Raw genomic sequence first — 25,185 nt, forward strand, 5'->3', positions numbered from 1 at the left:
GACCAACCGGTCCGGCAGAACTCCGGGGCGTTCGTTTTATTCTGTTCTTTCGTTGTGCCTTTATTCTTTCAGGCCCGCTTTTTCGTGTCAAACCGGCTCGTTTTAATCCGGTTGATTCGATCTGGCAGATCCTGATGGAATTCAGGCAGCTCCGTTTCCAGAGCAACCCCTCAAACTTACCAGCCTCCGAGCGGCTCTGCGAACCGATCTTCGAGGCCGTTGGCTTCAAAGGGATTGTCGACAAACACGACACAAGCCATACGGAAGTCACCGGAGTGATTGGAGTGGTTTGCGCCGGACCTCGCCGACACCAAAAGATTAGCAGCCCTCGCGGACCGCTCAGGACACAACGACGAACCTCGCGGTCGTATTCCCCGGACTCCCCCGAGCCGGGAGGAGCCGGCGAGCCAGAGAGCCAGGGGCCGAGGCCCCCGAGCCGAGCACGCCCACGGGGACGGACCGACCAAAGGAGACCCGGCGAGACAGGCAGGGCCAAGGGAGACCCGCGACGTCAGGTGAGACGAAGCGAGACGACCGAGCGGGTACCCCCGACCAGGCACCGGCGGAAACATAGACTCGGCCGAGTGAGCAGCCAGACGCCGCCGACGGCGAAGAAGGTTCCCAGCGAGCGCGTGCACCACGGGGACACCGTGGTCGATGACTACGCGTGGCTGACGGTCAAGGACGACCCGGAGGTGGTCGCCTACCTGGAGGCGGAGAACGCCTACACGCAGGAGGCGACCGCCCACCTCAAGCCCCTGCGGGAGACGCTCTTCCAGGAGATCAAGGCACGCACCCTGGAGACCGATCTCTCGGTTCCCACCCGCAAGGGCGGCTGGTGGTACTACTCGCGGACGGAGGAGGGCAAGCAGTACGGCATCCAGTGCCGGGTGGCCGCGGACGGCGAGACGCCGCCCGAGCTGAAGGCCGGGGAGTCGCTTCCCGGCGAGGAGGTCATGCTCGACGGCAACGAGCTCGCCGGAGACTCCGACTTCTTCTCGATCGGTACCAGCTCGGTCAGCCCCGACGGCACCCTGCTGGCCTACTCGACCAACTTCACCGGCGACGAGCGCTTCACCCTGAAGGTGAAGAACCTCGCCACCGGCGAGACCCTCCCCGACGAGATTCCCGGCATCTTCTACGGCGGCGCCTGGTCCGCCGACGGCACGACGTTCTTCTACACGACGGTCGACGAAGCATGGCGGCCCAACCAGGTCCACCGGCACACGATCGGAAGCCCGGCCGAGGACGACGTGCTCGTCCACGAGGAGTCCGACGAGCGGTTCTGGGTCGGCATCGGGCTCAGCCGCAGCGAGCGCTACCTGGTCCTCTCCGCCGGAAGCAAGATCACCAGCGAGGTGCGCATCCTGGAGGCCGACAACCCCTCCGGTGAGTTCCGTGTCGTCAGGCCCCGGGAGACCGGTGTCGAGTACGGCGTCGACCACGCGGGTGACCATTTCCTGGTCCTGCACAACCGGAACGCGGAGAACTTCGAGCTGGCCACCGCGCCCCTCGACGCCCCCGGCGACTGGACGCCGCTCATCGAGCACCGCGCCGACACCCGGCTGCTCGACGTCGACGCCTTCGAGGGCCACACCGTCGTGCACTTCCGCAGGGACGGCCTCACCGGCATCCGCATCCTGCCCCGCGGCGGGGAGGCCTACGAGATCCCCTTCCCCGAGCCGATCTACGACGTCGCCCCTTCCGGCAACCCGGAGTTCGTCACGGGACGGCTGCGGCTCGGCTACACCAGCATGATCACCCCGCCGTCGGTCTACGACTACGACCTGGGCGCGGGCGAGCTGCTCCTGCTCAAGCAGAAGGTGGTGCTCGGCGGTTACGACCCGGCCGACTACGAGCAGTTCCGCGAGTGGGCGACCGCCTCGGACGGCACCCGCGTGCCGATCTCGATCGTCGTCAAAAAGGGCACCGAGCGCCCCGCCCCCACCGTGCTGTACGGCTACGGAAGCTACGAGATCTCGATCGACCCCTCGTTCTCCGTCGCGAGACTCAGCCTGCTCGACCGGGGCTTCGTCTTCGCCGTCGCGCACATCAGGGGCGGCGGTGAGATGGGCCGTCACTGGTACGAGAACGGCAAGTTCCAGCGGAAGAAGAACACGTTCACCGACTTCGTCGCCGCCGCCGAGCACCTCTCCGCCTCCGGCTGGTCGAGCGCGATCATCGCGAGGGGTGGCTCCGCGGGCGGGCTGCTGATGGGCGCGGTCGCCAACCTCGCACCGGAGACCTTCGCGGGCGTGGTGGCGGAGGTGCCGTTCGTGGACGCGCTGAACACGATCCTCGACCCGTCGCTGCCACTGACCGTGATCGAGTGGGACGAGTGGGGCGACCCGCTGCACGACCCCGAGGTGTACACGTACATGAAGTCGTACACGCCCTACGAGAACGTGGACGGCCGGGTGTATCCGCCGATTCTCGCGATCACCAGCCTCAACGACACCCGGGTCTTCTACCACGAGCCCGCCAAGTGGATCGCGAAGCTCCGCGAGGTGGCGCGTGGCGGGCCGTTCCTGCTCAAGACGGAGATGGGCGCCGGACACGGCGGCCGCAGCGGCAGGTACGACTCCTGGCGCGAGGAGGCCTTCACCCTCTCCTGGATCCTCGACACGGCAAAGGTGGCCCAGTGACGTACATCGCGGCGAACGACAGGTACGACGACCGTCAGCCGTACAACAGGGTCGGCAAGAGCGGGCTCAAGCTGCCCGCCGTCTCCCTGGGGCTCTGGCACAACTTCGGCGACGACAAGTCCTTCGAGGTCCAGCGGGACATCCTCAGGAGGGCCTTCGACCTGGGTGTGACCCACTTCGATCTGGCCAACAACTACGGCCCGCCGCCCGGGAGCGCGGAGACCAACTTCGGGCGGCACTTCCGCGAGGACTTCTCCCCGTACCGGGACGAGCTGGTCATCTCCACCAAGGCGGGCTACGACATGTGGCCGGGTCCGTACGGCGAGTGGGGCTCGCGCAAGTATCTGCTGTCCAGCCTGGACCGGTCGCTGGAGCGGATGGGGATCGACTACGTCGACATCTTCTACAGCCACCGGTTCGACCCGGACACCCCGCTTGAGGAGACGATGGGCGCGCTGGACCACGCGGTCCGGTCGGGCAAGGCGCTGTACGCGGGCATCTCGTCCTACTCGCCCGAGCACACCAAGGAGGCGGCGCGGATCCTGCGGGAGATGGGCACGCCGCTACTGATCCACCAGCCCTCGTACTCGATGTTGAACCGGTGGATCGAGGGCGGGCTGCTCGACGTCCTGGAGGAGGAGGGCGTGGGCTGCATCGCGTTCTCGCCGCTGGCGCAGGGCATGCTGACCGACCGCTACCTGAACGGGATCCCCGAGGGGTCGCGAGCCTCGCAGGGGCGCTTCCTCACCCCGGAGATGCTCACCGACGAGACGATGCGGCACATCCGCATCCTGAACGAGATCGCGAGCCGGCGCGGTCAGTCGCTGGCGCAGATGGCGCTGGCGTGGGCGCTGCGCGACAAGCGCGTCACCTCGGTGCTGATCGGCGCGAGCAGCGTCGAGCAGCTGGAGAACAGTCTCTCCGCGGTGGAGAACCTGTCGTTCGACGACAGGGAGCTGGAGACGATCGACAAGGACGCGGTCGACGCGGGCATCAACATCTGGGCCAGATCCAGCGAGGCCTGACCCCACCCCGCCCGTCCGCGCGTTTCCGAGGAGGCCGCCGGTCCAGGTGACCGGCGGCCTCCGCCTGTCCGAACCGTCCTCGAAAGCCGTTACAGAAGCCCGAGACGAACGCGGAGCGGGTCAGAGCGCCTCGTGTCGCTGCAGGTACGTGAACGAGGCCCAGCCGGGCAGGACCGGCAGCCAGAAGGTGAGCAACCGGAACAGCAGCACGGCCGGGGCCGCCACCTCGCGTGGTACGCCCGCCAGGGTGAGGCCGGCCGTGAGAGAGAACTCGACGGCTCCGAGCCCGCCGGGGGTCGGGGCGGCCGAGCCGATGGCGTTGCCCGCGAGGAAGACGATGGCGACGGCGGCGAAGTTGATGGAACCCCCGAAGGCGCGGACACAGGCGTCCAGGCACATCACGAAGGACAGGGTGAGCATCAGGGTGCCGCCGAAGCCCTCGATGATCTTCTGGGGTGACTGGAGGATGTCGAGCAGACGCGGGACGACGCCGGAGAACAGTGAGCGGAGCCGTGCGGTGATCAGTCGGCGCAGGCGCGGGACACTCACCGCGACCAGGGTCAGTACGGCCACGGCGAGCAGCGTGATCACGAGCGTGCGCGACGGGGTGAACGACGAGGCGGTGTTGGAACCGGTGATGTAGGCGAAAAGCAGCAGCAGGGCGACGTGGAAGGCGAGCCCGATGAGCTGGGAGGCCCCTACGCTGGCCACCGCCTGCCCCGGAGGGATACCTCGTTTTTGCAGGTAGCGGGTGTTGACCGCGACCCCGCTCACCGCGGCGGGCGCGACGAGCTTGACGAACGACCCGGCGAACTGGGCGAGAACGGTACGGCCGAGGGGCAGCTTCTCCGGGACGAACCCCCTCAGCATGAGGGCGGCGGCGACGTAGCTCAGCATCGCCCCGGCCAGCGCCACTCCGGTCCAGCTCCACTTGGCCGACGTGATCATGTTGAGGTTGATCTGGGTCAGGTAGTAGACCAGGAAGTACGCGGCGAACGCGGTGCCGATGATGGTGATCAGGGTCCGGGGACGGAAGCGCTCCAGGCGCACCTCCTCGGCCTCGACCTTCGGCTTGAGCTCGACGATCCGGTCGCGGATCTCGGTGAGCAGCTCCTTGTTCCTGGTGAGCGCGGCCCTGGTCTCGCGGGTCAGCGCGATCCGCTGGAGCAGGGGGAGCGCGTCGGCGAGCACGCCGGACCCCGCCACGGCCGCGGCGGCGGCGACCGCCCGCTGGGCACCGACGCGCAGGCTGAGGTAGGTGAGCAGCTGGGCGACGTCGAGACGGAGCAGCAGGTCACCGGCGGCGATCTCGCCGCTGCGGGCGTCCATCAGGACGACCCGGCCGTCGCCGTCGACGTGGATGCTGTCGCCGGTCAGTCTCCGGTGGGCGAGCCGCTGGACCTGCAGCAGCAGGACCTGCTCCCAGATCTGGGCGAGCAGGTTGTCGTCGATCTCGTTGTCGGGGATGCTGTCGAGCGCGCGGGTGGGAACGTGCTCGTAGGCGAGCAGGGCGGCCTCGCTGCCGATCTCGCTGGTGGCGACGAGCCTGGGGGTGCTCGCTCCGGCCGCCTGCGCGGCGTACGCCATGAGGGCCTCGCGCTCCAGCTCGGCGCGGAGCGAGCGGATGGCCTTGCGGCGGGTCTCGGTGTTGAGGCGCATGCGCCGCCAGAGGCGGTAGAGCACGCCGGCGACCTGACGGTCACGGTCGAGGACGGTGACGTCGAGGCGGCTGCCGTCCCTGAGGTCGACGGCGTAGCGGCGGCTGCTCTGGTGGTCGTCGTCGAGCCTGCGGGCCTTGACGGGGACGAAACCCAGCTTGCGGAGCGCCGTGACGACCGTGCTGCCCGGGGGGCGGGTGTTGGGGCTGCCCACGCCGTACAGGGTGGCGTAGCCGACGGCCAGCCCGATCAGGATGGAGACGACGATGCCGAGGATCGTCGCGGCGAGCCCTGCGAACAGGGCGACGGCGTTGAGCGCGACCGCGCTCCACAGGGCCGCCCGCCAGGTGGGGCGGCGGGATATTCGCACCGCGGTGACGTAGGCGATGATCGGGGTGAGCAGGGTGTTGATCGGCTCGACCCCGGCCCGCCCACCGGTCAGCAGGACCCGCAGGTCCTCGGGACCGGCCTTGAGGATCCACTCGCCGAGCGCGAAGGAGAACACCATCGCGGCGGTCGCCGCGAAGAGCCCCTCGGCCACCCTGAGGCCGTCGCGGTGGAGCACTCTCTCGATGGCGAAGGCGACGGGCACGCCGAGCATGGCCGACGCGCTCAGCACCCCGGCCAGACCGCTGAGCAGGAACGGTGCCCGGCTGGTGCCGTCGGCGACGTCGCCCTCCAGGCCGTTCAGGGTCTTCTTGGCGACGAGGGCGAGCAGGACCACGGCCGTGAGCACAAGCAGGGTCGCCAGGAACCGCAGCAGGTCGGAGGGGCGGCGGATCCGCTGCGGGAGCAGCGGCTCGACGACGTGCACGGCGAGATCGCCGTCTGTCGGCGGCCGTGTGCCGTCGACGGACGCCGTTTCGTCCAGTTCCTTGATTTCCGTCACCGCCTGCGATTCTGCATGTTCCGCATTACAGGTGCGTCACCGATCTTCTCGTTGAGTGTTCACAATCAGAGTCATGCGTATCTCGGTCGCCTCTGACAGTCTTGACGGTGTGGCCTCCATCTTGGTCTCCGAAATCGAAAAACGAGGCCACATGGTGATACCTCACGGCGCCCTGGCCGACGAGCGGGCCGACTGGGCGTGGTGCTGTGCGCGTGCCGCCGGAGACGTGGCCTCGGGGGCGGCCGATCAGGCGATCGTGTGCTGCTGGACCGGGACGGGCGCGTCGATCGCGGCGAACAAGGTGCCCGGCGTACGGGCCGCGCTGTGCGCGGACGCGGTCACGGCGGACGGGGCACGTCGCTGGAACGACGCCAACGTGCTGGCGATCAGCCTCCGGTTGATCTCCGCCCCCCTGCTCGGGGAGATCCTGGACGCCTGGTTCGCGGGGAGTCCCAGCCTCGACGAGGGAGACCGGGCGAACACAGCGTACCTGTCACAGATGGAGAATTGACCGTTCTACCTGCGAGAACAATCAATTCGATGGGTGAAGGACTGGAAGGCTGAACAACATGTTCCGTCACCCGCTCGCGTCCCGCCGAGTCGCGTCCGAGGGGCGGGAAGCCCCTTCCGTCGTCCCCAGGAAGTTGATGACCGCGATCACCATGGTCTCGGTCCTGTCCCTGGCCGCGGTGTCCGCCGCGACCCCCGCCCCGGCCGACGCGGCACCCGTCACGGGAGGCCCGGCAGCCATCGTGGGAGGCCCGGCACCCTTCACAAAGGGCTCCGCAGCCGTCACAGGAGGCTCGGGACCCGTCGCGGCCGACGCGGCACCCCTCGCGGGAGGCGACGACTCCGGGAGAGCCGCCGGGTCCGTCATCCCGGCCGGCGCGGCACCTGTTTCCGGGGGCGGCGACTCCGCGCCGCCGGCCGGAAGCCCTCTGCCGCCGGAGGCGAAGGCGTTCGGGGCGTCGATCAAACTCGCCGCCCTCAGGGGGCACCTGGAAAGGCTCCAGAGCATCGCCGACGCCAACGGCGGCACCCGGGCGGCGGCCACACCCGGCTACGCCGCCTCGCTCGCCTACGTCGCGGACAAGCTCCGCGAGGCCGGATACCGGCTCACCTCGCAGGAGTTCAAGATCTCCTTTTTCCGCGAGGTCACCACACCCGTGCTCAAGCGGACACGGCCCCTGGCCAAGAGGTACGTGCCCGGCACCGACTTCAGGACCATGACGTACTCCGGCTCGGGGGAGGTGACGGCCCCGGTGCAGGCGGTCGACCTGGTCCTGCCGCCGAGGAAGGGACAGGAATCCACCTCGGGGTGCGAGGCGGGCGACTTCTCCAGATTCGTCCGGGGCAACGTCGCGCTGATCCAGCGCGGCACCTGCAGCTTCCAGGCCAAGGCGGAACGGGCCGAGGCCGCCGGCGCGTCCGGTGTGATCATCTTCAACGACGGCAGGGCAGGTGAGGGAGCCGACAACCACAAGGCCCTGTTCGGTGGCTCGATCAACACCTCCACCGTGCGCATCCCGGTCGTCAGCGCCGACTTCGCGACCGGTGAGCAGCTGGCTGCCCGGGGAACGACGGTGGCACTCGTCGTGCAGACCGAGATCGCCCCCGACCGCAGGACACGCAACCTCATCGCCGAGAGCCCCTGGGGGGACCCCGACAGAGTCGTCATGCTCGGCGCCCACCTGGACAGCGTCATGATGGGCCCCGGCGTCAACGACAACGGCTCGGGCACCGCCGGCATCCTGGAGACGGCGCTGGCGGCGAAGTCGCTGCGGACGAAGAACAGGCTGCGCTTCGCCTTCTGGGGCGCCGAGGAGCTGGGCCTGCTCGGGTCGAAGTACTACGTGTCCGCCCTGACCCCCGCGGAGCGGGCGAAGGTCAAGCTCTACCTGAACTTCGACATGATCGCCTCACCGAACTACGTTTTCGGGATCTACGACGGCGACTCGTCAGGCAACGTGATCAGCGCGACCCCTCCTCCCGGCTCCGGCCAGATCGAGAAGCTCTTGCAGGCGTACTTCGAGGCGGTGGGCGAGCCGTACCAGGACGCCGATTTCAGCGGCCGATCCGACTACGGCCCCTTCATCGGGATCGGCATCCCCGCCGGCGGCCTGTTCACCGGCGCGGAGGGCCTCAAGAGCACCGAGGAGGCCAAAAAGTTCGGCGGCACCGCCGGGGTCGCGTACGACAAGTGCTACCACCAGGCGTGCGACACCATCGCCAACATCAACGACAAGGCCCTGTTGGTGAACAGCGGCGCGATCGCGGCGTCGGCGTTCACCTACGGGTACGCCGAGGACCTCCCCCACGCTCCCAACAGCCCGCCGGATGCCGGTGATTCCAGGGGCTCCAGGGGTTCCAAGGGCTCCGGGGTGCCCGGCGTGCCAGGCAAGGGGGCCGTCGTCCCCGGCAGGCCGGGCACCGGCGCGGGCGGCCTGGAATCCGGCCACGACCACGAGCACGGCGGCCTCCTCAGGTAACACGGGGGTCGCGTGGCGTACGGCCACGCGGGTGCGGGGGGCCGGACACGGGATACGGCGGGATACGGAGGAGCCGGGGCGCGGGGTGCCGGGCGGAGCGCGGAGATGCGGGCCCCTGGACGCGGGACGCGGAAGAGGGCACGGCTCGATCCGGCCATGGCGACCGTCGGACCGATCCTGCGTGCCCCCACGTGGGGGGCACGGTTAAAGTCGGGGCATGTCGTCAGGCGAATTGCGAGTGCTGGGGGCGTGCCCGCTGGACTGCCCGGACACCTGCTCCTGGGTGGTGACCGTCCAGGACGGCAGTGCCGTCAAGATGCGCGGCAACCCGGACCATCCGTACACCCGGGGTGCGCTCTGTGTGAAGGTGAACCGCTACCTGGAGCACACCGGGGCGGCCGACCGCATCCTGCACCCGATGCGGCGGGTCGGCCCCAAGGGGTCCGGCCGATTCCAGCGGATCAGCTGGGACGAGGCCCTGGAGGAGATCTCCGTACGGCTGCGCGGCATCGTCGACGAGCACGGCGGCGAGGCGATCTGGCCCTACGTGGGCACCGGAACGCTGGGATACGTCCAGGGGTCGGAGGGGATCGCCGGGAGGCGGTTCTGGAACGTCCTCGGGGCGTCGAAGCACTTCCTGAACATCTGCTCCTCGGCAGGAAACTTCGGGCTGCGGCAGGTCTACGGCACGCCGGGCGGCATGGATCCCGAGACGTTCGCACTGTCCAGGCTCATCCTGCTGTGGGGAACGAACACGCTGACGACCGGGCACCACCTGTGGAAATTCATCCAGGACGCCCGCGCGGCCGGGGCGCACCTGGTGGCGATCGACCCGATCCGCACCCGCACCGCCGAGCAGGCCGACGAGCACCTGCCGATCCGGCCGGGCACCGACGCCGCCCTCGCCCTGGGGCTGATGAACGTCGTCCTCGCCGAGGGTGCCGAGGACCGCGACTACCTGGAGAACCACACGAACGGCTGGGAGAACCTCCGCGAGGAGATCCTGCGCCACCCTCCGGCGCGCGTGGCGGAGATCACCGGGCTGCCCGAGGCCGACATCCGGGCCCTGGGGACGCGTCTGGCGCGTACGCGGCCCACCGGGATCCGGGCCACCATGGGCATGCAGCGGCACGCGGGCGGCGGCACCGCGATGCGCACGATCGCCTCCATCCCCGGCGTGACGGGCGACTGGCGCCACCCGGGCGGCGGGATCGTGTACTCCACCAGCGGGCACATCCACCTGAACATCGACACCCGCGACGACCTGCTCCCCGGCCCTGTCCGCACGCTCACGATGACGCGGCTCGCCGACGAGCTGGACGAGTCGGTCAAGTGCCTGTGGGTGTACGCGGCCAACCCGATGGGCTCCACCTCCGGCCAGAACCGGATCCGCGAGAGGCTGCTGCGCGAGGACCTGTTCACCGTCGTGATGGAGCAGTTCCCGACCGACACCGTCGACTACGCCGACATCGTCCTTCCCGCCACCATGCAGATCGAGCACGCCGACCTGCACGCGGGCTATGGGCACATGTACCTGATGTGGAACGAGCCCGCCGTCGAGCCGCCCGGCGAGTGCCTGTCCACCACCGAGACGTTCCGCCGCCTGGCGCGGCACATGGGGCTCACCGAGCCGTCCCTGTACGACTCCGACCTGGAGCTGGCCGAGGAGCTGCTCACCTCGGGGCACCCGTCCTTGGAGGGGATCACCCTCGACCGGCTGCGCAAGGAGGGCTGGGTCCGCCTCAACGTCCCCCGGCCGTTCGTGCCGTTCACCGACGGCTTCCCGACGCCCTCGGGCCGGATGGAGTTCGGCTCGGGACCGGCCTACGTCCCCCCGCACACGGCCTCGGCCACGCCGGGGCCGTACCCGCTCGCGCTCATCACGCCCGCCTCCCACACCTTCCTGAACACCACCTTCGGCAACAACCCCGAGCTGCTGAGGCGCTCGAAGGGCCCGCGCGTCCTGGTCAACCCCGAGGACGCCTCGCGGAGAGGGTTGAGCGAGGGGCAGCGAGCGCGGGTGTTCAACGACGAGGGCGAGTTCGAGGCCGTGGTCGAGATCACCGAGAGGGTACGGCCCGGCGTGGTCGCGTCCGCCAAGGGACACTGGCGCAAGCTCAGCCCGGGGGGCGCGACGGCGAACGCCGTGGTGGCCGCCCGTGACGCCGACATGGGCCGGGGCGCGGTCTACCACGACAATCTGGTCGAACTCGCCCCCTGCGCCACCACGGAATGACCGGCGGTCCCAGGGGGACGACTCCGGGGACGAGTCAGGGTTACTCCCCGATGTGGGCAAGGGGAGGCGAGGGGCACCCTGGAGGCATGAACGACGAACTGACTCGACGTGACGAGATGTCCCTCGCCGGAGCGGCGCTGCGCGGTGCTCCCTGGAAGGCCGCGGCGGTGACCGGCGGCGCGGTGGCGGCGGTCAGCCTGGGGCTGGACCTGCTCACCGGGGATCTGGATCTTACGTGGGCGATGGCGGTCGGTATCGGCCTGTTCTCGCTCATCGCGGCCATCGGCGCGATCAGCAAGCCCGACGTCGGCGACCGGGTCACCCGGCAGGCCCGGCTCTGGGCGCTGCGCCACCCCTGGAGGTTCTCCCTCTATCCCGCGCTCGGCTCCGCGATCCTGCTGTATCCGGTGCAGCTCGTCCTCGACCGTGAGGGTGTGTTCGGGGCGGCGCTGGACGCGCTCCAGGGGGGTGTCGTGGTCTATCTGATCACGGCGATCGTCGCCCTCACGCTCAAGGGACGTGGCCAGACCTCGCTCCCCGGTGGCCGCTGAACCCCGCGGCCCGGCCGTCCGGATCCTGGGCGACCGTCTGGCTCCCGGCGAGCGTTCAAGGTCCCGGCGAGTGCCCAAGGCCTCCGGTGGACGTCCGGGCTCCCAGTGGGTTCAGGGTCTCCGGTAGACGTCCAGGGTCCCGGTGGGCGTCCAGGACCCAGCGAGCGGCCTGGGCGTGCGTGTCGCCCGGTCTCGCGGCCCGGCTGAGCCTTTCCGCGTGACCGGGCCAAGGGCGTCCGGGGACGCTAGACCCTCTCGTGCTCGGCGCGGCAGACGCAGAACTCGTTGCCCTCTGGGTCGAGCATCGTGACCCAGCCGCCGCCTTCGGGGTCGCGATGGTCCTCGGAGATCGTGGCGCCGAGCCCGGCCAGACGCTCGACCTCCTCGTCGCGGGTGGTGCCCGCGGAGCCGGTGAGGTCCAGGTGGACGCGGTTCTTGACCGCCTTGTCCTCGGGGACCTTGATGAACAGCAGGTCGACCCTGTCTCCCTGGAGAAGGACCTCGTCGTCGTTCTTCTCCGTATCCGGGTGGAGCTTTCCACCGGTGGCGTCGCGCCAGAAGGTCGCCAGCTCGTACGGCTGGGCGCAGTCGAAGGTCACGCAGTGAACGTCAATCATCGCTCCACCCAACCCGACACCACCAAAGCCGTCAAGCCGGTTTCCGGATAGCCCGATTCGGTTGCGGCGGGTCACGCCGTCGAACCTACGCGTTTCGGTTCTCGCCGGACGCGTCGCCGGGTGCGCCGGACGCGTCGCCGGACGTACGCGTCTCGGTTCTCGCCGGTCGAATGGCCGGACGTACCGGTCGGGTTGCCGAGCGTACGGAGCGTGGCGCCGGATGTACGCGTACAGCCCGCCGGGACGTCCGGGTACGCGGTCAGTGGCCGCCGGCGGCGAGGTTGAGCCCGACGACGCCCGCGACGATGAGCAGGATCGAGGCGATCTTGAGGGCCGACGCGTCCTCGCCGAGGGCGACGATGCCGAGCGTGGCGGTGCCGACGGCTCCGATACCCGTCCAGACGGCGTAGGCCGTACCGACCTCCAGGCTCTTCAGACCCAGGGCGAGCAGGCCGAAGCTGAACGCGCCGAAGACCAGGAAGCCGACGCTCGGCAGCGGCACGGAGAATCCGTTGCTCAACTTGAGTGAGTACGCCATCGCGACTTCGAAGAGACCGGCGACCACGATGAAGATCCAGGCCATGACAACTCCTCCTTGATCAGGAGCGTCGTCTTTGCCTACCGGGTACGGCGCGTCTCGTCCGGAAACGCTCCTTTTGAGCGTTGTGACAGTGGAACATAGCCGAACCTCACTTTGATTCCCACCAGATTGTGAACCACTGGTCGCGGGGCACCGGCCACATGTCCAGCTCGACCACCGCCGCGATGACCTCGTTCGCCCGCTCCCGCCCGAGGCAGAGCCTGCGGCAGGCGCTCTCGGCGAGGTCTTCCAGGCGGGTGAAGCGGGGCAGCGGGGCCACGCGCCGCTCGTGGTGAACCTCGTGGCCGAGCCCTTCCGCGATGGCGATCACGTCGTGGGCCGTGGGCCCGCTGGGGCGGGTGATGCCGTGGAAGTGCTGCCAGAGGGGGTTGAGCCAGCTCATCGGGTGCCGCCCGGTGAGCTCCAGGACGACCCGGACGCGGGCGTGGCGGGTGAGCTCGGCGAGGAACCCCGCCAGTTCGGGCACGTTGTAGACGACGTGGGCACAGACCGCGACGTCCGCCACCGGTGTCCGCGCCGCCACGTCGGGCCAACGGCCGTTGACGACGAGGGCGGGAACGCCGAGCACCTCGGCCCTGACGGCCAGCTCGGCGAGCATCGCCTCCGAGGTGTCGACCGCGATCAGCCGCCCCAGGTCCCGGCCCAGCGGCAGGGAGGCGGCCCCGGTCCCCGCGCCGACGTCCAGCACGCTCCCGCCGGGTGGGAGCGCCTCGGCGATCCGCGCCAGAGTGGGTCCCTCGGGGGCCGCGAGGGCGAGGTCGGTGCGCTCGGCGAACCTGGCGGGAGAGTGACCCCAGGGATCGGCCGGCGCCCTCGCCGCGATCTCCTCGGGAATGCTCCACATCCCGAGGTCGGCCCGCCACTGATCGTCCATGGGAAGAGCCTAGAAGAGCTCTCCCCTCCCCGTCGATCGGCACCGCCTGAGCGTCGTTCCAGCAGTACGGCGGCGTGATGAACGTCCCAGTCAAGGGTGTTTTCTAGGGGTTACCCACGGGTAGCATTACAGGTAACGTTACTGACGAGTATGGAAAGTTCCGGATCCCCCGGTTTCAAGGAGCAGACCCCATGGGCCACTACAAGAGCAATGTCCGTGACCTGGAGTTCAACCTCTTCGAGGTCTTCGGACGCCGGGACATCCTGGGCACCGGTCTTTACGCCGATCTGGACGAGGATGTCGTGCGGAGCCTGCTCGACGAGGTCAACCGCCTCGCCACGGGCGTGCTCGCCGACTCCTTCGAGGAGGGCGACCGCACCCCGCCGGTGTTCGACCCCGCCACCGGGACGGTGACGATGCCGGAGGGCTTCAAGAAGTCCTTCGCCGCCTACCGTGACGCCGGCTGGACCAACCTCAGTCTCCCCGCCGAGCTCGGCGGCCCCGGTCTGCCCAGCAGCGTGAGCTGGGCACTGGCCGAGATGGTCCTCGGCTCGAACCCGGCCATCTGGATGTACTCCAGTGGCCCGGCCTTCGCCCACGTGCTCCACGTGATCGGCACCGAGGAGCAGAAGCGCTACGCCGAGCTCGCCATCGAGAAGCAGTGGGGCGCCACCATGGTCCTCACCGAGCCGGACGCCGGCTCCGACGTGGGCGCCGGCCGCGCGAAGGCCGTGCGTCAGGACGACGGCACCTGGCACATCGAGGGCGTGAAGCGCTTCATCACCAGCGCCGAGCACGACCTGTCCGACAACATCTTCCACCTCGTGCTCGCCCGCCCCGAGGGGCACGGCGTCGGCACCAAGGGCCTGTCGATGTTCCTGGTCTCGAAGTACCACGTGGACCTGGAGACCGGCGAGCTCGGCGAGCGCAACGGCGTGTACGTCACCAACGTCGAGAAGAAGATGGGCCTCAAGGTCTCCACGACCTGCGAGCTCACCTTCGGCGGCGAGCACCCGGCCGTGGGCACGCTCATCGGCGAGGTGCACGAGGGCATCAAGCAGATGTTCATGATCATCGAGCACGCCCGGATGATGGTCGGCTCGAAGGCGATCGCGACGCTCTCCACCGGCTACCTCAACGCCCTCGAATACGCCAGGCAGCGGGTGCAGGGCGCCGACCTCACCCAGATGGCCGACAAGTCGGCCCCGCGCGTGACGATCACCCACCACCCGGACGTACGCCGGGAGCTGATGCTCCAGAAGTCGTACGCCGAGGGCATGCGCGCCCTGGTCATGCTCGCCGCCACCTACCAGGACGACGTGCTGATCGCCGAGCACGAGGGCCGCAGGAACGAGCACGCCGAGGCGATGAACGACCTGCTGCTCCCGCTGGTCAAGGGTGTCGGCTCCGAGCGCTCGTACGAGCTGCTCGCCCGCTCGCTGCAGACCCTGGGCGGGTCCGGCTACCTGCAGGACTACCCGATCGAGCAGTACATCAGGGACGCGAAGATCGACTCCCTGTATGAGGGCACCACCGCGATCCAGGGCCTGGACCTGTTCTTCCGCAAGGTCCTGCGCAACCAGGGGGTCGCCCTCGGCTCGCTGTACGACGACGTGAAGGCCTTCGCCGCCTCCGAGGCGGGCAACGGGCGGCTGAAGGAGGGGCGCAAGCTCCTGGACGAGGCCGCCGACGAGGTCAAGGCGATGGCCGACACGATGGCGGGCTGGGCGATCGGCTCGCTGGAGACCCCGCAGGAGGTCTACAAGGTCGGCCTCAACACCACCCGGTTCCTGCTCGCCCTGGGCGACCTGGTGATCGGCTGGCTGCTGCTGCGCCAGGCCGAGGTGGCCCTGGCCGCGCTCGGCTCGACCGCCGCGGGGAGCGACCACGCCTTCTACAGCGGCAAGGTCTCCGCGGCCTCGTTCTTCGCGCAGACCGTCCTGCCCCGCATCGCCGCCGAGCGCCGCACGCTCGACGCCACGGACCAGGATCTGATGGAACTGCCGGAAGAGGCCTTCTGACCCGCCTTATCCCGGCCTGACACCGGCCTGACCCGGTCTGGGCCTGTCGGTTCAGGCCGCGTGATCACCTGCTCCCGCGGCAGGCACGACGAGGGACCGGCCCCGTTCTCACGGGGCCGGTCCCTCGTCCGTTTCCGCTTCTCCGCAAGGACGAATCACCGCGAAGTCATTGACATCGGCCATCTGTTATTCTCATACTGAGTTTGTCTCAATTTGAGAAGGACATGGAATGGATGAATCGGAGTTCCTCGCCGGCTATGACCCTCGGGCATACCCGGCGGTCGCGGTGACGGTCGACGTGGTGGCGCTCACCATTCGCGGGGGCGGGTTGCGCGTTCTGCTGATCAGGCGGGCCGAGCAACCCTATGCGGGGCTGTGGGCGCTACCCGGAGGATTCATCCGGCCGGGAGAGGACCTGCCACAGGCCGCGGCGCGGGAGCTGGCCGAGGAGACGGGGCTGTCCGACCTGTCCGGGCCATTGGGTCGAATCCACATCGAGCAGCTCGCCAGCTACGGGGCGCCCGAGCGTGATCCGCGGATGAGGGTCGTGTCGATCTCCTACCTCGCCTTCGCCCCCGACCTGCCCGATCCCCAGGCAGGCTCGGACGCGGCCGACGCCTCCTGGCACTCGGTCGACAAGCTTCCTGAGCTCGCGTTCGACCACGACCGCATCCTGGCGCACGGGCTGGAGCGGGCGCGCGGCAAGCTGGAGTACACCCCGCTCGCCACCGCGTTCGCCGGTGAGAGGTTCACGATCTCCGAGCTGCGCGGCGTCTACGAGACGGTCTGGGGAGTGCAGCTGCACGCGGGCAACTTCCACCGCAAGATCCTGTCGGTGCCCGGCTTCGTGGAGAGCACCGGCGAGACCACCGAGAGCGGCGGGGCCAGGGGCGGGCCGCGCGCCAAGCTCTACCGGGCCGGTGACGCCCGGCTCCTGCACCCCGCCCTGCTGCGACCGGCCAGGGAGGAGCAGATCCGATGACCACGGCCGAGGCGATCGCGCTGGTGACCGCCGCTCACACGCCCGAGGACCTGTTCGGCGAGGGCTCCCCCCACCGGGCGTACCGGAGGCTCGCGAGGCTGCTCCACCCCGACCTCGCGTCGGGAGCGGAGGCCGCCGTGGCGTTCACCCGGCTGGCGGAGCTGTGGGCGGCCCGCGAGGGAGCCTCGGAGCGGGCCAAGGAGACGGTGATCACCACCAGGCGGGGCACCTACCGGGTCGGGGGCGTCTTCCGCCGGGGCGCGTCGGCCGTGCTCTACGAGAGCGGCACCGACACGCTGCTCAAACTCCCGCGCAGCCACGCGGACAACGACCTCATGCGCCGTGAGGCGGAGTCACTGAAGACGATCGCGCACGACGGCGACCCGCTGCTCCTGCCGTACGTGCCCCGTCTGGTGGAGTCGTTCCGGCACCGCTCGGAGGGGGTCGAGCGGCAGGCCAACGTGATCAGCCGGGTGCCGGACGGGTTCCTGAGCCTGGACGAGGTCCGGCGGCGCCGGCCGGTGCTGGACGTGCGGGACGCGGCGTGGATCTGGCGGCGGCTGCTGGTGGCCGTCGGCGCGGCTCACCGGGCGGGGGTCGTGCACGGAGCGGTTTTCGGGCACCACGTCCTCGTCCACCCGCTCGACCACGGTCTGGTGCTCGTCGACTGGAGTCAGTCGGTCCCGCTCGGCACCCCGATCACCGCCCTGGTGGCCAGGCACCGCGACGACTATCCGCCCTGGGTCCTGGCCAGAAGGCCCGCGACCCCGGCCACCGACATCCACCTCGCCACCCGCTGCGTGGCCGCCCTCATGGGCGACCGCGTCCCCACCCCGGTCAGGCACTTCGTCCGGGGCAGCCTGCTCAGCCCGCCGAACGACGCCTGGCGGCTCCTGGGAGAGCTCGACGACCTGCTCGACGACCTGTACGGGCCGAGGAAATACCGGCCGCTCCATCTCTGACCCTCGAAATCTCCGACCCTCGAAACCTTCGACTCCCAGAACGACCTTCGAAACGACCTTGACGACCTTGACGACCTCAGGAACGACCTCATAGAACGTTCCACCCCTGATCCGAGGAGATCCCCCGTGGGAAGCGGAATCTGGTCCACCGACGTCTACTCCGCCGCCGCGAGCTACCGCGCGGCCAAGGGTTCGAGCGCCTTCGCCTACAGTGACAGCGGCGCCCGCTCCGCTCACCCCGACCTCGACCCGCACAAGGTGGCGCTCCGCGAGAGCCGCGACTCCGACGAGCACCCCAACTCCCTCGCCGTGGCCGTCCTGTTCGACGTGACCGGCTCGATGCGCGGGGTGCCCCGCACCCTCCAGACCAAGCTGCCCGACCTGCTCGGACTGCTGCTCCGCAAGGGGTACGCCACCGACCCGCAGATCCTCTTCGGTGCGATCGGCGACGCCACCTGCGACCGTGCCCCCCTTCAGGTCGGCCAGTTCGAGTCCGACAACCGGATGGACGAGCACCTGGGCAAGATCCTGCTTGAGGGCGGGGGCGGCGGCCAGATGTCCGAGTCGTACGAGCTGGCGATGTACTTCATGGCCAGGCACACCTCGATCGACTGTTTCGAGAAGCGTGGCCGCCGGGGTTACCTGTTCATCATCGGCGACGAGCTGCCCTATCCGCAGGTCAAGCGGCGCGAGGTCGAGAAGGTGGTCGGCGAGCGGCTCCGGCGCGACATCCCGACCAAGGACCTCGTCGCCGAACTGACCAGGATCTACGACGTCTACTACATCCTCCCCGCCGGATCGAGTTACGCCGGGGACAGCCGGGTGCTCGCCGCCTGGCGCGAACTGCTCGGCCAGAACGTGCTGGAGCTGGACGACCTGGACGCGGTCTGCGAGACCATCGCGCTCACCGTCGGCCTCGGCGAGGACGCCATCGACCTGCGAGAAGGGCTGGACGACCTCGACGAGATCGGCTCGAACGCCGGGAGCGCCGTGGGCAAGGCCCTCGCCAAGCTCGACCGGGGCACCCTCGTGGTGTCCGACGGGCTCGACCTGGGCGGCGACAGCGGCGTGATGCGGCTCTGAGAACCTCCCCGCCGTGCGGCGGCCACCGCGAAAAGCGGCGGGGAGTGCCACCACGAAGGGAGACGGTTCCTCCCCGGCGGGACGAAACCCGCCGGGGAGGGGCCTCGACGGACCTCGGCGGAGGAGACCGTCCCGGCGCCTTCGATGACGGGGACGTTCGAGGAGCCTCCGGCGGAAGAGACCGACGGCTCCGACGGAGGGGCCGGCAAGGGCATCCGGCTGAAAAGACCGGCCGGAGAACGGCTCGTCCGGGAGAGAAGCAGCGGAAGGGGAGACGAGGGTGAACGGGTGGCCGTATGCGTGAGCACGTGATCGTGACCGACCTTGGGTACGGCGACGCGGGAAAGGGCACCGTCGTCGACTGGCTCTGCGCCCGCGAGCCCGTCCAGGCGGTCGTCAGGTTCAACGGGGGCGCGCAGGCGGGGCACAACGTCGTCCTGCCCGACGGGAGACACCACACGTTCGCGCAGTTCGGGTCGGGCACGTTCAGAGGCGTGCCGACCCACCTGTCCAGGTTCATGGTCGTGGATCCGCTCTCGCTGGCCGGGGAGGCGGCCCATCTGGAGGCGTTGGGCGTCCCCGACCCGTTCCGCCTGCTCTCCGTGGACCGGGACGCCCTGCTCGCCACGCCGTACCACGTGGCGGCGGGGCGGGCCAGGGAGCTGGCGCGCGGTGAGGACCGGCACGGGTCGTGCGGGATGGGCGTCGGGGAGACGATGGCCTACGCCCTGGAGCACCCCGATCTCGCGCCGGTCGCGGGCGACTGCGAGGAACCTGTCCGGCTCACCCGCAAGCTGCGCGCGCTCCGCGACGCCCTCGGCGGGAGCGGGCCGCCCGTGCAGGACTGCGTCGACGCCTACCGGGCGTTCGCCGAGCGGGTGATCCTGGTCGGCTCCTCGTTCATGGCGGCGCTGCTGCGCAGGCGGCCCGTGGTCTTCGAGGGGGCACAGGGCGTGCTGCTCGACGAGTGGCACGGCTTCCATCCGTACACCACCTGGAGCACGACGACCTTCGCCAACGCGCTGGAGTTGCTCGACGGGGTGCCCGCCACCCGGCTGGGCGTGCTGCGGACCTACACCCCGCGGCACGGCCCGGGACCGCTCGTCACCGAGGACGCGGCGCTCGCGCCGCCCGAGGCGCACAACGGGGCCGGTCCCTGGCAGGGCCCCTTCCGCGTCGGCCACTTCGACGCGGTGGCCCACCGCTACGCGCTCGCGGTCTGCGGCGGGGCCGACGCCCTCGCGCTCACCCACCTGGACGCGCCGGTGTCGCGAATGTGCGTCTCGTACGAGATCGGCGAGCTTCCCGTGGGCGTGACGGGCGACCTCGACGGGCAGGCCCGGCTCACGGAACGGCTTCTGGAACCGCTGACGGGGGCCGGGCCGCGCTACGCCGACGGGATCGACGACTGGCCCGCGGCGGTGGCCGAGGCCCTCGGGGTGCCGGTGTGGCTCGGCTCGTCGGGACCCACCGCCGCAGACAAGGTCCTTCTCGGTGGTGTGATCACGCCGGAAAGGGTATGACCAATCCCGGACTCTCTCTTTGCCTGGCGTACAGCCTTACCCGGAGGAACTCATGGGTGTCGGGGTCAGTATCTTCTTTCTCACGCTCGGCGCCATCCTCCGCTTCGCCATCGATCCCGACGTCCTCGGCGAGGCGGTGCACATCGACGTGATCGGCCTGATCTTCATGATCGTCGGTGCTGTCGGTATCGTGCTGAGCATCGTGATGTCCCCCAAGCGCGGGCACACGTCCGAGGATCGCCTGATGCACCGCGAGAACCACCCGCCGGAGGTCTAGGACCTCCGGGGGACCTTTGGCCGTGCCGGCTGTGTCTTCTCAGACCTCGAACTGCACCGCCGCCCGCGAGGCCACGATCGGCTTGATGTGATCGGTGACCACGGCCTGGTGCAGCGGGTGGTCGCGGTAGACGAGGAAGTCGTCGGCACTGTCGAAGTCCGCGACGACGGCGAACTGGTGGTTGCCGGGGTTCACGCCCGCGTCGGAGCCGATGGTGTAGGAGCGGATCTCGGTGATGGCTCCGGGCAGCTTGGCGAGCTCCGTGGCGACCCTGACCCTCTGCTCCTCGGTGGCCTCTTCCGTCCAGGTGAACAGCACGACATGCCGGAACATGATCTTCCCTTCCCTCGGGTATCCCAGGTGCCCTGAGCGCCCGGCCAGCGTACGGCCAGACGCGCCGGGACGCGGCGGCGCCCCCACGGCACGGGATGGCGCCGGACCCGTACGCGGACCCGCTCTCACGCGGGGACGGCGTGGACCTGCGGGCACGGGAGTCCTCCGTCACGCCGGACGGAGGACTCGGATACGGGAGCCCGTCCTCACGCGGGACGCGACGTGGACCCTCGGCGGCGTCCGGCGGACTTGATCCTTATCCGGCCGGAGCGTCTCGGTACGGCTTCGAGCACGATCTTGTGGGCCGCCTCGGGGATGAACCTGAGGTCGTGGGTGATCAGGATGGTCGTGCGCCCGGCCATGAGCCTTTTGAGCGGTTCCATGATCCGCGCCGCCGTGGGCGCGTCGAGACCCGTCATCGGCTCGTCGAGGACGAGGACGGGAGCGTCGCGCAGGATCGCCCTCGCGATGGCGATCCGCTGGCGCTGCCCGCCCGACACCAACCGGCCGCGCTGCCCGATCGGAGTGTCGTACCCGAGGGGGAGCGTGGCGACGAAGTCGTGGACGTCCGCCATCACGGCGGCCCGCACGATGGCGTCCAGGTCGGCGCCGGGACTTCCGTAGGCGATGTTCTCGCGCACGGTCCCCGAGAAGAGCAGGCTCTCCTGCTGCAGGATGGTGATGTTGTCACGCAGCGACTCGCGCGACAGGTCCCGGATGTCCATCCCGTCGAGGAGGACGCGTCCCGCGGTGGGATCGTGGAAGCGCAGCAGCAGCTTCGCGAGCGTGGACTTGCCCACGCCACTCGGCCCGGTGCACACGACCAGTTCCCCCGGCTCGACGGTGAAGGACAGGTCCCGCAGCGTGGGCCTTCTCCTGTTCGGATAGGTGAAGCCGACCCCCTGGAACTCGATGCGGCCCCGTCCGCGCCCCAGGTGGACGGCGTCGTCGCGATCGACGACGGTCGGCCGGGTCGTGAGGATCTCGATGACACGGTCGGAGCCCGCCGCCGCCTCGGAGACGGTGAGGGCGATCTGTCCCAGGCTCTGCACCGCCGGGTAGAGGTAGGCGAGGTAGGCGGCGAAGGCGAGGAGGCCGCCGATGGTGAGGCGCCCCGAGGAGATCTCCCAGGCGCCGAACCCGAGGATGATGACGAGACAGGCGGTCTCGATGACCTGGACGACGGGTCCGTACAGGGAGGAGAGCCACGCCTGCGCCACGTTCGCCCGCATCCAGGTGTGTCCCTCGGAGTGCAGTCGCTCGGCCTCGGCGCCCTGGCGGTTGTACGCCTGGACGAGCGACTGGTTGGACAGGCCCTCCTCGATGACACTGTTCATGATCCCGTTGCTGAGCCGCTCGCGCGCCGACACGATCCTGAACCTGCTCGCGAAGCCCTTCGCGACCAGCAGGAAGGCCGGGACCAGGAGGAACGTCAGCAGCGCCAGGTCCCACCTGATGTAGAAGGCGGCACCGGCGAAGAAGACCACGCTGACGAGCGTGGTGAAGAGTCTGACCAGGCCGGAGCCGACGAGCTCCTCGATCGCCTCGATGTCGTCGGTGAGCCTCGCCATCAGGTCGCCCAGGCGGCGGTTGTCGAAGAAGTCGGGCGTGAGCGTCTGGATGTGCTCGAACACCCTGTCGCGCAACCTCAGCAGGAAGCGTTCGCCCCCCAGGGCGGTGAGGTAGGACCCCGCGAAGGAGACCAGACCCGCGACGGCCGCGAGGCCAAGCCAGACGGTGGCGGGGAACCAGAAGGCCCCCAGGTTCTGCTTGCTGAGCACCTCGTCCGTGATGTACCCGAACAGGCCGATCGCGGCGACCTCGCAGACGGCCGCGACGATGGCGAGCACGCCACCGGCTACGAGCAGATGACGGAGGCCGCGGGTGTACGGCCAGAACTCCCGGAAGGTCCTGCGGATGGAGACCGTGGGTGCCACCGGAGGACGGCGTACGGTGGCCCTCGCTCCGTGGGGCGAGGGCGACTCTGAGAATGAGAGCCGACGGTTGACCCGCCGGCTCTCATTTGTTTCCGCTAGCACCGGATCCGGCTCACCACCACCATCCGCCACCGCACCCTCCGCCGCAGCGGCATCCACAGCGGCGGCGACGACGGCAGCAGCCGCCTCCCCAGTCCAGGAAACGGCCGGCCGGGAAGAGCTGTTTGAAAGTCATGGCTTCCCCCTTCGCACTGAGCTTGTCGCGCTTACCAATCACGCACTAACTCTCATACCCGGACAAACCGTCATATTTATCACGTATTCAAGATGTTTCACCAAGCAATTCGTAAAGGCCACAAAACGGATCGAGAGTAAAGACCGCCTCGACCTCTCGGCATCGCTCTGCTGCCCCACCGGAGCCGGGAACGCGCACCTTAAAGATCGATCCGCAGGAGAGAAAAGGGGTTTCCCATTACCGGCCGAGCGACGGCCCGCACGGCGTTCCGACTGTCCGGTACGGACCCTCCCGAGGCACGCCCTCGTTTTCCCGCCGAGGTAATCGGGCCTGTGCAGCAGGGAAAGGGAAGGCGAGCGCCGGGGGTATATCGCACCCCTCTCTCCCACCCCGCTTTCCCGACGGGCACGAAGGGAAAGGTGCCCTCACGGACATGCCGGAAGGACCCCGCCCTCTCCTGGCAGGCGGGAAAGAGCCCTTACCCGCGCGGGGAGGAGACGCTCGCGGCCGCGGGAAATCCGCGTTCTCGGGCGCGGGAGGGAGTTCTCACCGCGGCGGGAGGGGACGCGCACGTGGTCTCCCCCTCCGCGGAGGGGGAGACCACGTCACCACGTCACCACGTCACCACGTCGCGGGGTCACCACGTCGCGGGGTCAGGCCCAGGCGAGCATGCGGAGGGGGTCCTCAAGCATGGCCCCGACGTCGCGAAGGAAGAGCGAGCCGAGTTGCCCGTCCACCACCCGGTGGTCGAACGAGAGGGCGAGCGTGCAGACCCTGCGCGGCACGACCTGCCCGTCCACCACCCACGGCATCTCCCTCACCTGCCCGAAGGCCAGGATCGCCGACTCACCCGGGTTGAGGATCGGGGTGCCCGCGTCCACCCCGAAGACACCCACGTTCGTGATCGTGATCGTGCCCCCCGCCATGTCGGCGGGCTGGGTACGGCCTGCCCGCGCGGTCTCGGCGAGGGCTCCGAGGGCGGCGGCCAGGTCGGGCAGCGACAGGCGGTGGGCGTCCTTGACGTTGGGAACGAGCAGGCCGCGCGGGGTGGCCGCGGCGATGCCCAGGTTGACGCGGTGCTTGACCACGATCTCCTGGCGGGCCTCGTCCCAGGCAGAGTTGATCATCGGGTGACGACGGACGGCGACGAGCACCGCCTTCGCGACCATGAGCAGCGGGGAGACCTTGACCTCGGCGAAGTCGGGCAGCCCGCGGAGGCGCTGGACCGCGTCCATGGTCGCCGTCATGTCCACCTGGAGGAACTCCGTCACGTGCGGCGCGGTGAACGCGGAGGACACCATCGCCTGCGCGGTCGCCTTCCGCACCCCCTTGATCGGGATTCGCTCCTCGTCCTCGCCCTCCCAGGTCGCGACCGGTACTCGTGCCCTGACGTCGTTCTCGGTGAGGAGCCCGGCCTCGGCGGCGTCCCCGGGGGTGGAGGCGGCGCCGAGGGCGGCCTGGACGTCACCCCTGGTGATCGAGCCGTGCGGGCCCGTCCCCACCAGGGAGGCCAGGTCGACCCCCAGGTCCCTGGCGAGCTTCCGCACCGGGGGTTTCGCCAGAACCGCGATCTTTCCCGGCGACGAGGCCGGACCCGCACCGGGACCGGCCACCCCGGGACCGCCCGGACCAGGCCCGTTCACACCGGGCCCGTTCACACCGGGCCCGTTCATACCAGGCCCGTTCATACCGGGACGAGCCGGACCGTTCACACCGGACGGCACCGGCTCGGGGGCCCGCGTCGTGGGCGCCGTCCCCGTGGACGCACCCGCCGTCCCCTCACCGGGCCGCGTCGCCCCCGCAGCGGGGGACGTACCGGGCGAGACCGGTTTGCGTGGACGACGCTTGGCCGTACCCGGCTTCACGCCGTACCCCACCAGCACCGGCTGCCGGACCTCGGCCGGCGGGGTCGGCACCATGTCGTCGGCGAGGGCCTCCGTCCGCGCCGCCGCCCCGTCAGGGGCCGTGGCCTGAGCAGGGGCCTGAGCGGGGGCCGGAGAGGCGCCCGTGCCGTCGTCCACCGAGATGATCGGCCTGCCGACGTCCACGACCTCGCCCTCGTCCGCCATCAGGGCGGCCACCACGCCCTCGAACGGGCAGGGAAGCTCGACGACGGCCTTGGCGGTCTCGATCTCCACGATGATCTGGTTGACCTTGACCGGGTCACCGGCCTTCACGTGCCAGCGGACGATCTCCGCCTCGGTGAGGCCCTCCCCCACGTCGGGGAGCTTGAACTCCTTCATCTCT

At 69.6% G+C, this 25,185-nt stretch carries 19 protein-coding genes and 1 riboswitch; of the genes, 12 read left to right on the forward strand and 7 right to left on the reverse strand.

The features are described 5' to 3' along the window. The first annotated feature begins 584 nt into the window (after window positions 1-584). Window positions 585-2,645: a S9 family peptidase gene (locus ABZ664_RS37960; protein ID WP_362521823.1), complete on the forward strand. Its 2,061-nt coding sequence runs from the start codon at window positions 585-587 to the stop codon at window positions 2,643-2,645. Beyond that, window positions 2,642-3,670: an L-glyceraldehyde 3-phosphate reductase gene (mgrA, locus tag ABZ664_RS37965; RefSeq protein ID WP_362521825.1), complete on the forward strand. Its 1,029-nt coding sequence runs from the start codon at window positions 2,642-2,644 to the stop codon at window positions 3,668-3,670. Before ABZ664_RS37960 ends, mgrA begins: the two co-directional genes overlap by 4 nt. A 120-nt stretch (window positions 3,671-3,790) precedes the next feature. Here the strand turns inward: mgrA and ABZ664_RS37970 are convergent, their stop codons facing one another. Further along, window positions 3,791-6,217 (reverse strand): lysylphosphatidylglycerol synthase transmembrane domain-containing protein, encoded by a 2,427-nt coding sequence (locus tag ABZ664_RS37970; protein WP_362521827.1) that lies wholly within the window; start codon window positions 6,215-6,217, stop codon window positions 3,791-3,793. Between the two features lie 73 nt (window positions 6,218-6,290). Here ABZ664_RS37970 and ABZ664_RS37975 point away from each other — a divergent pair, with 73 nt between their 5' ends. From ABZ664_RS37975 to ABZ664_RS37990, 4 genes are all read left to right on the forward strand, one after another. Then, complete coding sequence (locus ABZ664_RS37975; RefSeq protein ID WP_362521829.1) at window positions 6,291-6,728, forward strand: RpiB/LacA/LacB family sugar-phosphate isomerase; 438 nt, start codon at window positions 6,291-6,293, stop codon at window positions 6,726-6,728. A 136-nt stretch (window positions 6,729-6,864) separates the two neighbouring features. Then, window positions 6,865-8,706 (forward strand): M20/M25/M40 family metallo-hydrolase, encoded by a 1,842-nt coding sequence (locus ABZ664_RS37980; RefSeq protein ID WP_362521831.1) that lies wholly within the window; start codon window positions 6,865-6,867, stop codon window positions 8,704-8,706. A 217-nt stretch (window positions 8,707-8,923) separates the two neighbouring features. Beyond that, window positions 8,924-10,942 (forward strand): molybdopterin oxidoreductase family protein, encoded by a 2,019-nt coding sequence (locus ABZ664_RS37985; protein WP_362521833.1) that lies wholly within the window; start codon window positions 8,924-8,926, stop codon window positions 10,940-10,942. An 86-nt stretch (window positions 10,943-11,028) separates the two neighbouring features. Continuing rightward, window positions 11,029-11,493, forward strand: coding sequence for a hypothetical protein (locus ABZ664_RS37990; protein WP_362521835.1), 465 nt, complete (start codon window positions 11,029-11,031; stop codon window positions 11,491-11,493). Between the two features lie 245 nt (window positions 11,494-11,738). On the opposite strand, the gene ABZ664_RS37995 is transcribed toward ABZ664_RS37990, so the two are convergent. The 3 genes from ABZ664_RS37995 to ABZ664_RS38005 form a co-directional block, all read right to left on the reverse strand. After that, a complete protein-coding gene (locus ABZ664_RS37995; protein WP_362521837.1) occupies window positions 11,739-12,110 on the reverse strand; it encodes a VOC family protein in 372 nt (123 codons plus the stop codon). A 259-nt stretch (window positions 12,111-12,369) separates the two neighbouring features. Further along, entirely contained in the window at window positions 12,370-12,693 is a 324-nt protein-coding gene (locus ABZ664_RS38000; RefSeq protein WP_362521839.1) for a multidrug efflux SMR transporter, read from the reverse strand. A gap of 19 nt (window positions 12,694-12,712) precedes the next feature. Beyond that, window positions 12,713-12,778: riboswitch (guanidine-III (ykkC-III) riboswitch) on the reverse strand. A 21-nt stretch (window positions 12,779-12,799) separates the two neighbouring features. Next, the gene (locus tag ABZ664_RS38005) at window positions 12,800-13,585 is read right to left on the reverse strand and encodes a class I SAM-dependent methyltransferase (RefSeq protein ID WP_362521841.1); all 786 of its coding nucleotides are present in this window, start codon (window positions 13,583-13,585) and stop codon (window positions 12,800-12,802) included. Between the two features lie 191 nt (window positions 13,586-13,776). Between ABZ664_RS38005 and ABZ664_RS38010 the strand changes: the two genes are divergently transcribed. The 6 genes from ABZ664_RS38010 to ABZ664_RS38035 all read left to right on the forward strand — a co-directional run bounded on the left by ABZ664_RS38010 (window position 13,777) and on the right by ABZ664_RS38035 (window position 20,433). Further along, a complete protein-coding gene (locus ABZ664_RS38010; RefSeq protein ID WP_362521843.1) occupies window positions 13,777-15,606 on the forward strand; it encodes an acyl-CoA dehydrogenase in 1,830 nt (609 codons plus the stop codon). Between the two features lie 229 nt (window positions 15,607-15,835). Then, window positions 15,836-16,588 carry an NUDIX domain-containing protein gene (locus tag ABZ664_RS38015; RefSeq protein ID WP_362521845.1) on the forward strand — a complete coding sequence of 251 codons (753 nt, stop codon included), beginning with the start codon at window positions 15,836-15,838 and terminating at the stop codon, window positions 16,586-16,588. Then, a complete protein-coding gene (locus ABZ664_RS38020; RefSeq protein WP_362521847.1) occupies window positions 16,585-17,550 on the forward strand; it encodes a lipopolysaccharide kinase InaA family protein in 966 nt (321 codons plus the stop codon). Before ABZ664_RS38015 ends, ABZ664_RS38020 begins: the two co-directional genes overlap by 4 nt. A gap of 126 nt (window positions 17,551-17,676) precedes the next feature. Continuing rightward, the gene (locus ABZ664_RS38025) at window positions 17,677-18,633 is read left to right on the forward strand and encodes a hypothetical protein (protein WP_362521849.1); all 957 of its coding nucleotides are present in this window, start codon (window positions 17,677-17,679) and stop codon (window positions 18,631-18,633) included. Window positions 18,634-18,929: 296 nt separating this feature from the next. After that, window positions 18,930-20,156, forward strand: a complete 1,227-nt coding sequence (locus ABZ664_RS38030; RefSeq protein WP_362521850.1) for an adenylosuccinate synthetase — start codon at window positions 18,930-18,932, stop codon at window positions 20,154-20,156. A gap of 52 nt (window positions 20,157-20,208) precedes the next feature. Next, window positions 20,209-20,433 carry a DUF6458 family protein gene (locus tag ABZ664_RS38035; RefSeq protein ID WP_350950153.1) on the forward strand — a complete coding sequence of 75 codons (225 nt, stop codon included), beginning with the start codon at window positions 20,209-20,211 and terminating at the stop codon, window positions 20,431-20,433. A gap of 39 nt (window positions 20,434-20,472) precedes the next feature. On the opposite strand, the gene ABZ664_RS38040 is transcribed toward ABZ664_RS38035, so the two are convergent. The 3 genes from ABZ664_RS38040 to ABZ664_RS38050 form a co-directional block, all read right to left on the reverse strand. Then, on the reverse strand, window positions 20,473-20,766 hold the full coding sequence (locus ABZ664_RS38040; RefSeq protein WP_362521853.1) for a Dabb family protein: 294 nt from the start codon (window positions 20,764-20,766) through the stop codon (window positions 20,473-20,475). A gap of 206 nt (window positions 20,767-20,972) precedes the next feature. Further along, window positions 20,973-22,703: an ABC transporter ATP-binding protein gene (locus ABZ664_RS38045; RefSeq protein WP_362521855.1), complete on the reverse strand. Its 1,731-nt coding sequence runs from the start codon at window positions 22,701-22,703 to the stop codon at window positions 20,973-20,975. Window positions 22,704-23,591: 888 nt separating this feature from the next. Continuing rightward, window positions 23,592-25,181, reverse strand: a complete 1,590-nt coding sequence (locus ABZ664_RS38050) for a 2-oxo acid dehydrogenase subunit E2 (protein ID WP_362521857.1) — start codon at window positions 25,179-25,181, stop codon at window positions 23,592-23,594. Window positions 25,182-25,185 lie beyond the last annotated feature (4 nt).

The organism is Streptosporangium sp. NPDC006930 (assembly GCF_040635605.1).
GTDB lineage: Bacteria > Actinomycetota > Actinomycetes > Streptosporangiales > Streptosporangiaceae > Streptosporangium.

Bases quoted from the DNA above. Each gene is read 5' to 3' on its own strand.
- ABZ664_RS37975 (WP_362521829.1), top strand. From the start codon at position 6,291: ATGCGTATCTCGGTCGCCTCTGACAGTCTTGACGGTGTGGCCTCCATC.
- ABZ664_RS37980 (WP_362521831.1), top strand. From the start codon at position 6,865: ATGACCGCGATCACCATGGTCTCGGTCCTGTCCCTGGCCGCGGTGTCC.
- ABZ664_RS37985 (WP_362521833.1), top strand. From the start codon at position 8,924: ATGTCGTCAGGCGAATTGCGAGTGCTGGGGGCGTGCCCGCTGGACTGC.
- ABZ664_RS37990 (WP_362521835.1), top strand. From the start codon at position 11,029: ATGAACGACGAACTGACTCGACGTGACGAGATGTCCCTCGCCGGAGCG.
- ABZ664_RS37995 (WP_362521837.1), bottom strand. From the start codon at position 12,110: ATGATTGACGTTCACTGCGTGACCTTCGACTGCGCCCAGCCGTACGAG.
- ABZ664_RS38000 (WP_362521839.1), bottom strand. From the start codon at position 12,693: ATGGCCTGGATCTTCATCGTGGTCGCCGGTCTCTTCGAAGTCGCGATG.
- ABZ664_RS38005 (WP_362521841.1), bottom strand. From the start codon at position 13,585: ATGGACGATCAGTGGCGGGCCGACCTCGGGATGTGGAGCATTCCCGAG.
- ABZ664_RS38010 (WP_362521843.1), top strand. From the start codon at position 13,777: ATGGGCCACTACAAGAGCAATGTCCGTGACCTGGAGTTCAACCTCTTC.
- ABZ664_RS38015 (WP_362521845.1), top strand. From the start codon at position 15,836: ATGGATGAATCGGAGTTCCTCGCCGGCTATGACCCTCGGGCATACCCG.
- ABZ664_RS38020 (WP_362521847.1), top strand. From the start codon at position 16,585: ATGACCACGGCCGAGGCGATCGCGCTGGTGACCGCCGCTCACACGCCC.
- ABZ664_RS38030 (WP_362521850.1), top strand. From the start codon at position 18,930: ATGCGTGAGCACGTGATCGTGACCGACCTTGGGTACGGCGACGCGGGA.
- ABZ664_RS38035 (WP_350950153.1), top strand. From the start codon at position 20,209: ATGGGTGTCGGGGTCAGTATCTTCTTTCTCACGCTCGGCGCCATCCTC.
- ABZ664_RS38040 (WP_362521853.1), bottom strand. From the start codon at position 20,766: ATGTTCCGGCATGTCGTGCTGTTCACCTGGACGGAAGAGGCCACCGAG.
- ABZ664_RS38050 (WP_362521857.1), bottom strand. From the start codon at position 25,181: ATGAAGGAGTTCAAGCTCCCCGACGTGGGGGAGGGCCTCACCGAGGCG.